The sequence below is a fragment of the Streptomyces marispadix genome, assembly GCF_022524345.1.
Lineage (GTDB): Bacteria > Actinomycetota > Actinomycetes > Streptomycetales > Streptomycetaceae > Streptomyces > Streptomyces marispadix.
The window spans coordinates 3,595,716-3,608,401 of sequence record NZ_JAKWJU010000002.1; the positions used below are offsets into that span (position 1 = coordinate 3,595,716).

Genomic DNA, 12,686 nt, shown 5'->3' on the forward strand with positions numbered 1-12,686 from the left:
CCGTCGCTCGCTGCTGCGTCGTGCGGCTCCGCTCCAGCTCCCGAGGGCCCAAGCGTTCCGACCCGTTCCACGGAGGCTTCGGCTTGGCCCTCCGGTGCGTTCGAGTCACGTATTCATCCCAGCGATTGGAGCTTCATGAGTCATGCCCATGAACCCGTCCCGACGAGCCATCGACAGGGCGGACCCCGCAGTGAGGCGCCGTCGAAATGGACAGCCTTCGTGCTCCACACGATCGCCGACATCGCAGCCGCCTTCGTGGGTCTGTGGATCGTGCTCTACCTGCTCGGCGTCGATCAAGACAACTTGTTCGTTCAGTATGTGCGGGACATGGCGTACTGGCTCGCCGGCTGGTCTCAGCACGTTGCGACGGTCGAGGACGAACACCTGCGCCTCGTCCTCAATTACGTACTTCCCGCCGCCGTATACCTCTTCATCGGCCACGGCGTCGCCGCGAAGATGCGGCACACGAATCGACGCGGGTCCCCGTCTACCGTCGCCGCTCGAAGAGATCCGCGACCACCGGTGCGTACGCCCGGAGCGTGACCGAGGGCGTCAGTGGTGCGCCGGTCCGGCGTCCGGGATCACGACCAGCTTGCCGAAGAAGTGCTTCTCGGCGAACTCCTCCTGTGCGGCTCGCAGTTCGTGCAGCGGGCAGGTGCATGCGAGCAGCGGACGCAGTTCGCCTGCCTGGATGTGACGGAGGACCTGGGCGAAGTCCTCGTGAGTACCGAAGGACCAGCCGATGAGTTCGAGCTGAGTTGGATCAGTGCGGAGCCCACTCCGTCTGAGGCTGGCCGCCCGTATAGATCACGGGGTCGACGAGGACCCGGTCACCGATTCGCGCCTCGGTGACCCCTGCGCCGACGAGGTCGATCCGGGCGGCGACGTCGGCGCCCTGGATACGTGGGAAGGCCAGCGGCTCTCTGCGCCAGCCCGCGCCTGAACCGGGGGAGTCGTGGGAACCGTCGGCGCCTTCCCTCGTCCAGATGTCGGTTGTTGATCGCGGTGGCGCCGACCCGCACCCGCACCTCGCCCGGGCCCGGTCGCGGGTCTGGCACGTCGTCGGTACGCGGGCTTCTCCGGACCGCCGAAGCCCGTGAGCAGTACGGCACGCATTCTTCTCTCGCCTTCTGAGGACCGTCGCCGGTACGGCCTTTGCTGACCCTGACCTGTTCCTCGCTTGAGGCAACGCAGTGAGTGGGTGTCCCCGCGGCGGATGCGGCGTGATGTCTCAGGAGCCTCGCGTTGAGCCCGTCGCCCTGGACGACACCGATACGCCCACGGCCGCCCTTAGAGCCTTGTTGGACCAGGGCAATTGTCATACAGTTTTTCTCGTTAGACAAGGGAAGGGTCTGGGGCTGTGGAGTCGTCGTCGCCTTTGCGCGCAGTGTCGGTCGTGGACGCGCTGGTGGGTGAGCTGCGGGAGCTGGTCTTCCGCGGTGACCTGGCAGCGGGTACGCGGGTGTCGGAAGCGGCGCTTGCCGAGAGGTTCCAGGTCGCGCGGCCGAGCGTGCGGGCGGCGTTGCAGGCGCTGGTCCAGAGCGGGCTGCTCTACCGGGAGCCCAACCGCAGTGTGTATGTGCCGCGACTCGGTCCCGAGGACGTACGGGACCTGTTCGCGGTGCGGACGCTGCTGGAGGTCGACGCGGTGCACACCCTCGCCCGCCGTGGGATTCGCCCGGCGCCGGCCATGCGGGCGCTGCGGCAGCTCGAAGCGCTGACCGACGACGACGGGTGGCATGAGGTCGTCGCACACGACCTGGCCCTGCATCGGGCACTCGTGGACGGCGTCGGGAGTCCGCGGATGAGCCGCGTCTACGCCGGCATCACCGATGAGATCCGCCTGTGCATCACGCAGCTTCGGTTCTCGTACCAGTCGCCGCGTCAGATCGCCGAAGAACACCGGGAACTCGTCGAAGAAGTCTGTTCCGGGGATGCCGACCGGGCGGTCGCCGCCTGCCGCGGCCACCTGGAGGCGTCCGAACGAATCCTGCTGACCGGCCATGCCTGACCCGTCCCCATGCCTGACCCGTCCCCGTGCCCGAACCGAGCTCTGACAGGTGGTCGAAGCCATGTCGTTGCGTGACGCGCGCATCCTGACGTTCGACGTCGTGGGCACTCTGATCGACTTCGAGGCCGGAATCCTCGCCTGTGTCCATGCTCTCGACCCAGCCGTGGGCGAGCGCGTGGACGACGCCGAGATCCTCGCCCGCTTCGCGCGGGCGGAAGACGCACAGCAACGACGCACGCCTGAACTGCCGTTCACGCAGATGCTGGCACCGATCTACACGGAGCTCGCCGGGGATCTCGGTCTGCCCGATCCAGGTGCCCACGGCGCCGCGCTTCGCGCCTCGATCCCGCGCTGGCCGGCCTTTCCCGACGCGGTCCGCTCGCTCGCGTGGCTGCGGGAACGGTTCCGTCTGGTGGCGTTGACCAACGCCGACAACTGGGCCACGCGACACATGGCCACCACCCTCGGCGAGCCTTTTCACGACACCGTCACCGCCGAAGACGTGGGCGTGAACAAGCCCGACTCCGATGTGTTCGCATACTGCCTCGGCCGGCAAAGCGTGCATGGCTACGTCCGTACCGACTACCTGCATGTGGCGCAGAGCCAGTACCACGACATCGGTGCCGCCAAGCGCCTCGGCTACCGGGTCTGCTGGATCGAACGCCGACGCGGCCGGGCCGGGACTGGCGCCACCCCGGCTACGGCCACGATCACCACCCCCGACTACCACTACTCGTCGTTGGCCGAACTCGCCGAGGCGGTCGCAGACGAGGCGCAGGGCCGACCTGAGCCGTAGGGGTGGACCGTCGGCCGTCACTCGCGACCCTCACCGGCTGGCCGGCGGATGCGGTGGCGGTGTGCGGCGGCGCAGGACGGCCCAGCGCCCGGTGAGGCCGACGGCGAACATGGCGACACCGACCACCACGGACTGCCACGGCAGGGTGCTCACCAGGATCAGGCAGCCGCCGAGGCCGAGCATGTTGAGCCAGCGTGGCCAGCGCCGTTGGCCCGGGGATTGCGTGAACGCGGAGGCGTTGGCGACGGCGTAGTAGATCAGCACGCCGAAGGACGAGAAGCCGATCACCCCGCGCAGGTCGACGGTGGCGACCAGCGCGCTCACCACGAACGCGAGCGCGATCTCGGCGCGGTGCGGTACGCGGAAACGAACGTGGACTCCGGCCAGCCAGCCGGGCAGGTCGCGTTGCCGGGCCATGGCCAGGCTGGTGCGGCCGATGCCCGCGAGCAGGGCGAGCAGAGCGCCGAGCGCGGCGAGCGCTCCACCGATGCGGACGACGGGAGCGACGGTATCGGCGCCTGCGGCTTGCACGGCCGCGGTCAGCGGTGCCACGGCTGTGGCGAGCCGATGGGGGCCTGCGGCCAGCAGAGCCGTGACCGCTACGACCAGGTAGACGGCGACGGTGATGAACAGAGCCAGGGGGATGGCTCGGGGGATGGTGCGCTGGGGGTCGCGGACCTCCTCGCCCATGGTGGCGATGCGGGCGTACCCGGCGAAGGCGAAGAACAGCAGGCCCGCGGCCTGAAGGATGCCGTAGGCACCGCCGGTGCCCATCGCTGACCAGCCGTCGAGATTCGCCGAACTCGCGTGCCCGCCAACGCCGATGCTCACCACCACGACGACCAGGGCTGTCAGACTCGTGGCGACCAACACCCGGGTCAGCAGCGCGGTCTTGGTCACGCCGCGGTAGTTGAGCGCGGCCAGGCCCAGCACGCACGCGACCGCCGCCGCGCGTTGCTTCCACTCCGGACCGGGCACCGCGTAGGACGCGAAGGTGAGCGCCATCGCCGCACACGAGGCGGTCTTGCCCACCACGAAGCCCCAGCCTGCCGTGAATCCCCACCAGTGCCCGAGGCGCTCCCGCCCGTAGACGTACGTGCCGCCGGAGGTCGGGTACGCCGCCGCAAGCTGGGCGGAGGCCACCGCGTTGCAGTAGGCGATCACCGCCGCGATCAGCAGCCCGATCAGCAGGCCGGTCCCGGCCGCGCGGGCCGCCGGACCGAACACCGCGAACACACCGGCTCCGATCATCGAGCCCAGCCCGATGACCACCGCGTCTGCGGTCCCCAACTGCCGTGCCAAGGGCCCTGAGCCCACCGGCGCGGACCGGTCCGGTCCCGGTCCGCCACGGGGCTGCGGCTCGGACGCCACGGGCCACCTCCTCAGCACGCGGTAATACGCATCAAATGGGCTTGATGTATTCTGCCTTTCATGGCGTCGTCGAATCAAGACACCCCGGCGTTCGTGCGGTTGGCCTCCCATCCGCTGCGATGGCGGCTGCTCGCCGAACTCGCGGAAAGCGACTATCGGGTCCGGGAGTTGGTGAGGCTGGTCGGGGAGCCGCAGAACCTGGTCTCCTACCACCTGCGGCTGCTGCGTGACGGCGGGCTGGTCACCGCCAGGCGCAGCAGCTTCGACGGCCGCGACAGCTACTACCACCTGGATCTGGACCGCTGCGCCGATGCGCTGACCGACGCCGGAGCCGCGCTGCACCCGGCTCTGCACCGGGAGTCCGCACCGCACCCACGCCCAGCGGACCTGCGGCGCTCGCCCCGCGTAGGCGTCCTGTTCGTATGCACAGGCAACAGCGCCCGCTCTCCGATGGCCGAGGCCCTGCTGAACCGCCGGACCGGTGGCCGAGTGGAGGTGGCCAGCGCCGGCAGCCGGCCGAAGTCCCGCCTCCATGCCAAGGCCGTACGGGTGCTGCACGACGAATTCGGCGTCGACATCACGGACCGGCGGCCCCGGCACTGGGAGACCCTGACCGGCCGCCGCTTCGATCACGTGATCAGCCTGTGCGACAGAGCCCGCGAGGTCTGCCCTGACTTTCGGGGCCATCCCCGGCGGGCGCACTGGAGCATCCCCGACCCCGCCGCGGCCGGTGACGCCGACCGGATCGGCTACGCCGCCTTCCAGCGCACCGCGGCCGAGATCGACACCCGCATCACACATCTGCTGCCCGTCCTCACAGCCACCCGCTCCTGAAGGAGATTCAGCCGTGCCCGCACCCGAGCAGTACGCAAGTGTCCGCTACCTCGTCGACGACGTTCAGCGGGCGGTCGACTTCTACACCGCCCATCTCGGATTCACCCTCAACACCAGCGCCGCGCCCGCCTTCGCCGACGTCGTACGCGGCCCGATGCGGCTGCTGCTGTCCGGGCCGACCAGCTCGGGCGCCCGCGCCACCCCCGAGGACGCCGCCATGGCCGGACGCAACCGCATCCATCTGACCGTCGACGACCTGGATGCCGAGATCGACCGGCTGCGCAGCGCAGGACTGTCTTTTCAGAGCGAGATGGTCGCCGGTCCGGGCGGACGCCAGGTCCTCATCGCCGACCCCGCCGGGAACCTCGTCGAACTGTTCCAGCCCGCCCACCGGCCCGGTACGCCCGCACAGGCCGCACCCTGACCCGGACTCACCACGAGAGACTCCGCCGCGACTTCGCGATCACGGGGCGAGCGCCGCGGAAGGTCGGATCGCGGCCTCGATTGGGCGAGTTGGGCCGCGAGGATCTCTTCGAACGCCTCCACGGCAGTGCGACCGCCAGGGGGCTCGCGGCCTGGGGTCCCCGGTCCCGGCGGGGGAGGCCGAGGCCGGGAACCGGGGGAAGGGCAGGAGTGGGGCGGAACCGTCGTCGTTACTTCATGAGCCAGTCGGTCTTCGCGGTCTTGTCGGCGATGTGCCAGGTGATGGACGGCATGTCACCGGGCTTGAGGGACTTGTCGGTGTTGACCTCCGTACGAAGCTCGACGCTCTGACCGGGGTCGAGATTGAGGGGTACGTCCTTGCAGAGGGAGGTGCCCGCGTCGCCGTCGACGACATGGCAGGGGGCCTCGACGAGGTTGCCGTCGCGGTCCTGGTAGACCACGTTGAAGCCCCATTTCACGCCCTCGGGGCCCAGCTTGAGGGTGATGTCCTGGTTGCCGATGCGCTTGCCGCCGGTGTTCTTGACGTTGATCCGCGGCACCGCGGTCTCGCCCGGCTTCGCCGTGATGTCCGGGACCGGCTTGAGGTCGACCTTCGCATCGCCGCTGGGCGGAGGCGGCGGGGCCGGGGTGCCGCCGTCGTTGATGCGCCACAGCACCTTGCCGGTGTTGTCGGTGACGTAGGCGGTGCCGTCCTTGTCCAGCGCGACGTCCCACATGTGTTTGCTCGTGGCCACCGTGCGCTTGGCGCGGCTGTGGAGGTCGACGTCCCACAGCTTGCCGCCCTGCTGGGCCAGGTAGGCGTGGCCGTTGCTGAGCGCGACCCCGCTCACCCCGCCGAGGCCGTCGGCGACGACCGACTTGCGGCCGGTGTTGAGGTCGACGGCGTAGAGCTTGCCTTCGTTGAAGGCGGCCACGTAGGCGGTGCCCTTTCCGTCGAGGGCGACGCCGTGGGGATTGCCGATGCCCGTGGTGACCTCGTCCTTGCGGCCGTCGGTCAGGTCGACCTCCCAGACCCGGTTGTTGACGTGGTCGGTGACGACGGCCTTGCCGTTCCCCTCCAAAGCCACGCGGTGCGGGCCGCCGAGGCCGGTGGCGACCTCCGACTTCTGGCCGGTCGAAAGGTCGACCCGATAGAGCTTCCCGGTGCTCGTGGAGGTGCTGTAGGCGTGGCCTTCGCCGTCCAGCGCGACTCCCAGGGTGTTGCCGAGACCGGTGGTGATCTCGTGCCGCGCGCCCGAGGCCAGGTCGATCTCGACCAGATTGCCGCTGCTGCCGTCGGCTACGTACGCCTTGCCATGACCGTCCAGTGCGACGCCGGACGGATTGGTGAACCCCTCCGCGACCCGACGGCAGCCTGCGGAGGGGCAGTCGAGCGGGTCCGGTGCCGGGGCGGCAGCAGGTGCGGCGGTCTGTGTCTCGGCGGCGTTGGCGGGTGTGGCGAGTGCGATGCCGCCGGAGGCGACGGCGGCCACCGTCACCGCGGCGGTAAGCCAGCGCGAACTGCGGGCACGGGTACGGGAGTTGCGTTCGATCGTGTGCATGATGCTCCTTTGCGCGCGGGCGCGTGCCGGGCAGGCGTCCGTGCCTGCCCGAGGTACGTCACACGCCCTCACACCGGGACATACGCGCCACCACGACCCGACAACCCGATCCCCCACCCGCTTACGCCACCCTGGCCAGCGGTCCGGCCGCTGCTGCTCTCCCGTCAGGCGTACGTCCAGCGCCAGGCGTTCGAGCGCTGTGCGCACTTGATCCTCGCACCGCTCTCGGTGGTGGTGACGGCTCCGTGGTCGCTGTTCCGGCAGTACTGTCCGGCCGAGTAGCAGTTCCCAGAGTTGGAGACGATCGAGCAACTGCCCGCACTGTCCTCGCCGTTGCTGCTGTCGCTGTCGCCGCCGGTGTCGCCGCTCCCGGAGGCGGCCGCCTTGGTGACCGTGACCGTGGGGCCGGGCCTCGCCTTGGCCTTGGCAGTCTCGGTCACGGTCGGGCCTGGCTCGGGCGTGGCCGTGACGGTCGTCTCCGGCCTGACCCTCGCCTCGACCGGCTCTTGCCCGTCGTTTCCGGCGGAGCCCACGACCGCACCCGCGAGGAACAGGGCCGAGCCTCCCACCCATACGAGTACGCGCTTGTGCAGCGGCCGGGCGGTCGGCGGGCGCGGTGCCGGCGGTACCGGAGTGCCGTACGGGTTGGTCATCTCAGCCCCCATGGTGTTTTCGGGTGAAGTGACCGTAGTGCCCAACTGGGCGATTTGTGAGGGGTATTGGAGAGAAGCGGCCATTCTGTGACCGTTCCCCGTACGGCGCCGGCCGGGTCGTTGCAGGGTGCCTCCAGCTCTCCGTACGTCTCCGTACGTCTCCGTACGTCGCCACGCTGCCGACCGTGGGCTACCGCTTCACGCGGCCTCGGATGGCCAGCAGGGCGAGGGCGAGGAGGACGGGTTCGGTGAGGCGGGAGGCCATTTCGGTGTAGCGCCCGGCTGTGGTGAGGCTCTGGCCGCTGGAGCGGAAGATGACGGAGTCGACGACGACGTCGGCGGCCTTGTGTGCGCGGGCGGCCGTGAAGCGTTCGGTGAAGTCGGCCTGGAGCCGGGGGTTTTGCCTGCCGACGACGCCGGCGGCGGGCGGGTAGGGCTTGGCGGGGGTGTCCGGGAGGCCGAAGCCGATCATCAGCAGGACGGTGGCGGTCATCGCGCACAGCAGCCAGCCCAGGGCGCGGGAGGCGCGTAGTCCGTAGCCGGAGGCCGCCCAGTAGAGCCACAGCAGCGCGCGTTCGGCGGCCGGGGTGTGACGGTCGTGGCGGCGCATCTCCATCTCGCCGTAGTAGAAGTCGGCGGCGCCCGGCTCGTTCTTGGAGTCCTCGAAGCCCTTGCGCAGCTCCCGGTAGACGGGCGCCAGCGCGGCGGGCTCCAGCGGGGTGCGGCCGCCGGGTTCGGGGGTCCAGCCGATCGCGGTCCGTGTGCGGGTGGCCCGCCAGTGGTGTTCCTCGGCGATGGTCTGCCGTGAGGTCCAGCGCAGCGGCACGGGGCCCCGGCGTCGCAGGCCGTCGGGTGCGGCGGGCAGTGTGCAGCGGCCGTGGAGGCGCAACTGGTCGAGGTGAATGGTGCCCGCGAAGCGGCAGTCGGTCAGGTCGACGTCGGTGAGGACGAGATGGGACGCGTCGACGCCGTGCAACGAGGCGACGCTTACCGGCACTTGGGCGATCCCGGTCTCGTCGAGCACCCGGTTTCCGTAGACGGCGAAGGGGGTTGGCCGGCGACGCTCATCGGGAACTCCAGTACCGCGTCGCTGAGGTCGAGCACCGCGTGCCGCAGGCGCAGCGCGGCCTTGGATGCCCAGTGCGTATGGCGGCAGTGCACCCGGCCCGCCGCGATCTCCAGGGTCACCGCTACGGAGAACACCGCCGCGGTGAGATCCACCGTGCCGCGGCATGCGAGCGGTCCAATTCGCGCCGCCTTCTCGAAAGCTGCCTCCTCGAATCTGGCGTCGCGCTCGAACGCCGCCTCACGGAACGTGGCGTCGCCCTTGAACGCCGCCCGCCTGAACAGCGCTTCACCGTGGAACGCCGTCTCGTAGAAGACCGCGGCGTCCCCGAACGAGGCCGCGTCGAAGTCGGCCATCTCGTCGAACCTCGCCCGGTGGAAGCGGACGGCGCGCTCGAACTTCGCCTCGCCGAAAGACGCGCCGCTCTCGAACGTCGCCCGGTCGAATGCCGCTACGCCCTCGAAGTTCGCGGTTTCGAACCAGGCGCCGCCACCGAAAGTCGCCCAGTCGAATCCGGCGACACCCTCGAACCTCACCTCGCCGAAGTCGGCGTCGCGCCGGAACCTCGCCTCTTCGAACCGGGCGTCGCCGGTGAACGTCGCGCCGCCGAGCGGCACTTCACCCTCGAAGACCGCCGCGCCGAACTCGGCGGAGCCCATACGCGGCAGACCGTCGGCGGGATCGCGTACGGCGTCCAGCAAGCGGTCCAGCAGAGCGGAGTGGAAGCGCGTACCACGGTGGTCCAGATCGCTGCCGGGGCCGAGGGACGCCAGATACGCATGACGTTCGCGGCCGTCGAGATGCGCCAGGCAGGCCCCGTAGAGCCCTCGCTCGTACAACTCCGGCTCGGACTCGTCGACTTGAAGATGCGGGGGCGGAGGACGGCGGCCCCTGCATCCCACAGGGTCCTCCGCATCGGCGCCCTGGCCGCAATACGGGTACGGGGGAGGCTCGGTCGACGTGATGGCGGTCATGCCGTGATCGACGCGACCCGGGACGGGGACGGTTGCCGACGGGGTCTCAGCCGCCCGCCGGAAGTCTCCGGCAGCAGGTGATGCGGGGCGTCAGAAGTCCACGATGGCGAGGTGATCGGCCGATCCGCCGCGCCACTCCACGAGGAGGAGCGTCGCGTCGTCGGTGGTGACTCCTCCGCGTTCCCGCTTCAGAGTCTGTGAGAGGTTGCGCACCAGGGACTGGACGCCGCCGTTGAGTGGACTGACCCGCTCCACCGTCTCGATCAAGCGGGCCTCGCCGAACTGCTCGCCACCGAGCCCGTGTTCCTCCACGAGACCGTCGGTGTAGAACAACACCTGGTCGCCGGGGCGGAGTTGCATGGACGAGACCAGCGGGGAGGCGCCTCCGAAGCCGATGGGCAGGGTGCCCGGGCTTTGCAGCGTCTGGATCACCCGGTGCCCCCGGATCAGCAACGGCTCGGGGTGACCGGCGTTGACCCAGTCCAGGTGGCCGGTGCCCACATGCAACTGCATCATCTGCGCGGTGACGAACTGGTCGGGACCGAACTGTTCGTCCATCGCCCGGTCCATGAACGAATACAGCCGTTCCAGCCCGACGTCCTGACGCCGCGCGTGCCGGTAGGTGGTGACCGCGAGGGTCGCCAGCAGGGAGGCGTTCAGGCCGTGGCCCATCGCGTCGATGACGGCCATGTTGAGGATGTCGTCGTTGAGGGCGTAGTCCAGGCTGTCACCGGCGACGTCGTAGGCCGGTTCCAGGATTCCGGCGAGCGCCACCTGCGGGGTCTCCATGGACAGCGGAGGCAGCAGCGCCCACTGGACCTCGGCCGACAGCGACATGGGCAGGCGGCGGCGCGCCTGGAAGAACCGGTCGGTGTACGAGTTCTTCGTGACCAGCAGATCCGCCACCAGGCCCGCCAGGCGCCGCAGCAGTCGCCGGTCGTCGTCCCCGACTTCGTCGAGGGTGACGGCCAGGACCCCTACCTCGTCGCTGCCGTCCAGGAGCGGCAGGTACATCTGCACGCCACCGGGCTGCACGTCCTCGACCGCGGTCTTACGGAGAAAGGCGTCACCCGCCAGCGAACCGTCGATGGGGAGGGCCTGGCCGACGACCAGTCCCCGGCCCGGCAGCGGTACCAGCTCGGCCTGCTCGTAGTCCTGGATGAAGATCGAGACGTCCCTGCCGCCGATCCTCTGGAGCTCCTCCGCGATCAGTGGGGCGATCAGTTGCGGCGGCATCTCATGAGCACGGTCCAGTAGCTGACCCAGTAGGCGTTCCCCGAATCCCTCCGACAGGTTCACCGTCACCCGGCGGCGGCCGGAGCGCTGTGCCTTCCCGTGCCGTTCCTCCTCCACAGCCTCAAGCTTCGGGCAAGGCGATCCGGGGGGCCATCGCACGGGTCGAACGGCCTAATCGCACTGGCCGAGGCGCCGCCCCGGGGCCGTGCGGCCTTACGTCTCAGGCGGCGGCGATCCCACGGGGGCCATGGGGGCCATGGGGGCCATGGCGGTCACGAGGCCAACGACGACAACGAGGCCAACGAGGACAACGAGGCCAACGAGGCCACGGAAGGTCGCGGAAGCGGACACCGCACAGTGCCCAAGGCCCACGGGCCCGGCCGCCCGCCGGACTGCCTCACTCGTTCCAGCGGTTGAAGTTGCGCCGGATCACAAGCAGCGCCACGTCGTCGTCCGTGGGGTGGCGGCCCACGAGCGAACTCATGATCGTGGCGCCGACCGCCTCGGGCATGCCCAGGAACAGCGAGTCACGCAGCAGCGCAAGACGGTCCTGGAGCGGCTCGTCCCTTCGTTCGACGAGGCCGTCGGTGTAGAGGCACATCAACGCGCCCTGAGGGAAGTCCACCGTCGTCGACCTGCGGGGCCGCGTCTGCTCGGCGCCGATCACCGGGTCCGGTTCCACTTCGAGGAAGGTCGCGGGGCTCCCGGGTGACACCATCGCCGGCGGCAGATGACCTGCGCTGGAGATGTGGACCCGCGCGAGGTCCGGTTCGCAGACCGCGTACAGCACCGTCGCCATGGCGTCGGGCTCGAAGAGCTGCACCTTGCGGTCGAGCCTGTGGAGGACTTCCGCTGGGTCGAGGGAGTCGAGGGCGTAGGCGCGCAGGGCGCTGCGCGTACGGCCCATGATCACTGCCGAGTCCAGCCCATGGCCGACGACGTCGCCCATCGCGAAGCAGAGCCGGCCGTCGGGGAGGGTGAAGACGTCGTACCAGTCGCCGCCGATGTCACCCGAGCCGGGTGCGTAGCGGACGGCGAGCTGGGCGCCGTCGACCGGCGGGGGCGCGGCGGGCAGCAGGCTCTGCTGGAGGGCCCTCGCGGCCGCGCGTTCCGAGCGGGAGGTGACCGTGCGTACGGCGAGCGCGGCGCGGCCGGCGGCGAGTTGGAGCAGTTCCACGTCGCTGCCCGTGAACCGGCGCCGGGTGAGCGAACCGACGTGGAGAACCCCGACGAGTACGCCGCCCGCGATCATCGGTACGCCCAGCAGGGAGCGGATGCCCCGCTGTTCGAGCAGGGGGTTGAACAGCCCGGCGCCCTGGGTGTTCTCGAGGATGATCGGCTGCCGCTGGGCGGCGATACGTCCGGCGAAGCCCTCTCCCACGGGGACGTGGGCGCGCTGGATGACCTCCTCCTCGATGCCCTTGGCGGCGGATGCGACGAGCTGCTGGGAGGCGCGGTCCAGCAGGAGAACGGCCGCGGTGTCGGCCTTGAGGATCTCCCGGAGCCGGTCGAGCAGCTCGTCCAGGAGTTCCTCGACGTCGGCATGGACGAGCGCGGAGTCCGTGACTGCCTGTATCTCGCTCAGCCTGGCTTCAGAACTCTTCACCTCGGGGGAAGACATATACAAATAGTAACCAAAGGGGATATATGCATGAATCGGGCAAGTGGGGCGCCGGGCGTCGCCATGGGCCAGTTCGGGACCGCCAGGCGCCAGGCGCCAAGCGCCTAGCGCCACGCGCCAAGCGGGCTCCGCATCGCCG

The 12,686-nt window shown here is 69.9% G+C and carries 13 protein-coding genes; 5 read left to right on the forward strand and 8 right to left on the reverse strand.

Translation table 11 applies throughout. From position 1 onward, the window contains the following. Positions 1 to 219 precede the first annotated feature (219 nt). A complete protein-coding gene (locus MMA15_RS14980) occupies positions 220 to 543 on the forward strand; it encodes a hypothetical protein (RefSeq protein ID WP_241060223.1) in 324 nt (107 codons plus the stop codon). 9 nt (positions 544 to 552) lie between these two features. Here the strand turns inward: MMA15_RS14980 and MMA15_RS28485 are convergent, their stop codons facing one another. After that, positions 553 to 804 carry a zinc-binding dehydrogenase gene (locus MMA15_RS28485; RefSeq protein WP_372498345.1) on the reverse strand — a complete coding sequence of 84 codons (252 nt, stop codon included), beginning with the start codon at positions 802 to 804 and terminating at the stop codon, positions 553 to 555. Between the two features lie 583 nt (positions 805 to 1,387). Here MMA15_RS28485 and MMA15_RS14990 point away from each other — a divergent pair. Together MMA15_RS14990 and MMA15_RS14995 are read left to right on the forward strand one after the other, a co-directional pair. Next, on the forward strand, positions 1,388 to 2,011 hold the full coding sequence (locus MMA15_RS14990; RefSeq protein WP_241063203.1) for a GntR family transcriptional regulator: 624 nt from the start codon (positions 1,388 to 1,390) through the stop codon (positions 2,009 to 2,011). Positions 2,012 to 2,060: 49 nt separating this feature from the next. Then, on the forward strand, positions 2,061 to 2,807 hold the full coding sequence (locus MMA15_RS14995; RefSeq protein ID WP_241060226.1) for an HAD-IA family hydrolase: 747 nt from the start codon (positions 2,061 to 2,063) through the stop codon (positions 2,805 to 2,807). Between the two features lie 30 nt (positions 2,808 to 2,837). Here the strand turns inward: MMA15_RS14995 and MMA15_RS15000 are convergent, their stop codons facing one another. Further along, positions 2,838 to 4,124, reverse strand: coding sequence for an APC family permease (locus MMA15_RS15000; protein ID WP_241063204.1), 1,287 nt, complete (start codon positions 4,122 to 4,124; stop codon positions 2,838 to 2,840). A 114-nt stretch (positions 4,125 to 4,238) separates the two neighbouring features. On the opposite strand from MMA15_RS15000, the gene MMA15_RS15005 reads away from it, so the two are divergent. Continuing rightward, complete coding sequence (locus MMA15_RS15005) at positions 4,239 to 5,012, forward strand: arsenate reductase/protein-tyrosine-phosphatase family protein (RefSeq protein WP_241060228.1); 774 nt, start codon at positions 4,239 to 4,241, stop codon at positions 5,010 to 5,012. Between the two features lie 13 nt (positions 5,013 to 5,025). Then, positions 5,026 to 5,436 (forward strand): VOC family protein, encoded by a 411-nt coding sequence (locus MMA15_RS15010; protein WP_241060230.1) that lies wholly within the window; start codon positions 5,026 to 5,028, stop codon positions 5,434 to 5,436. A gap of 229 nt (positions 5,437 to 5,665) precedes the next feature. On the opposite strand, the gene MMA15_RS15015 is transcribed toward MMA15_RS15010, so the two are convergent. The 6 genes from MMA15_RS15015 to MMA15_RS15040 form a co-directional block, all read right to left on the reverse strand. After that, a complete protein-coding gene (locus MMA15_RS15015; protein WP_241060232.1) occupies positions 5,666 to 6,997 on the reverse strand; it encodes a Vgb family protein in 1,332 nt (443 codons plus the stop codon). 164 nt (positions 6,998 to 7,161) lie between these two features. Further along, positions 7,162 to 7,650, reverse strand: a complete 489-nt coding sequence (locus MMA15_RS15020; protein WP_241060233.1) for a hypothetical protein — start codon at positions 7,648 to 7,650, stop codon at positions 7,162 to 7,164. Between the two features lie 190 nt (positions 7,651 to 7,840). Beyond that, positions 7,841 to 8,674, reverse strand: coding sequence for a hypothetical protein (locus MMA15_RS15025; RefSeq protein ID WP_241060234.1), 834 nt, complete (start codon positions 8,672 to 8,674; stop codon positions 7,841 to 7,843). Then, positions 8,638 to 9,690, reverse strand: coding sequence for a pentapeptide repeat-containing protein (locus tag MMA15_RS15030; protein WP_241060236.1), 1,053 nt, complete (start codon positions 9,688 to 9,690; stop codon positions 8,638 to 8,640). The genes MMA15_RS15025 and MMA15_RS15030 overlap by 37 nt, the downstream gene beginning before the upstream one ends. Before the next feature lie 90 nt (positions 9,691 to 9,780). After that, positions 9,781 to 11,043: a PP2C family protein-serine/threonine phosphatase gene (locus tag MMA15_RS15035; protein ID WP_241060238.1), complete on the reverse strand. Its 1,263-nt coding sequence runs from the start codon at positions 11,041 to 11,043 to the stop codon at positions 9,781 to 9,783. A gap of 280 nt (positions 11,044 to 11,323) precedes the next feature. After that, entirely contained in the window at positions 11,324 to 12,547 is a 1,224-nt protein-coding gene (locus MMA15_RS15040; protein WP_241060240.1) for a PP2C family protein-serine/threonine phosphatase, read from the reverse strand. Between the last annotated feature and the right edge of the window lie 139 nt (positions 12,548 to 12,686).

Coding starts and splice junctions, on each gene's coding strand:
- MMA15_RS15005 (WP_241060228.1), top strand. CDS start 4,239: ATGGCGTCGTCGAATCAAGACACCCCGGCGTTCGTGCGGTTGGCCTCC.
- MMA15_RS15015 (WP_241060232.1), bottom strand. CDS start 6,997: ATGCACACGATCGAACGCAACTCCCGTACCCGTGCCCGCAGTTCGCGC.
- MMA15_RS15020 (WP_241060233.1), bottom strand. CDS start 7,650: ATGACCAACCCGTACGGCACTCCGGTACCGCCGGCACCGCGCCCGCCG.
- MMA15_RS15030 (WP_241060236.1), bottom strand. CDS start 9,690: ATGACCGCCATCACGTCGACCGAGCCTCCCCCGTACCCGTATTGCGGC.
- MMA15_RS15040 (WP_241060240.1), bottom strand. CDS start 12,547: ATGTCTTCCCCCGAGGTGAAGAGTTCTGAAGCCAGGCTGAGCGAGATA.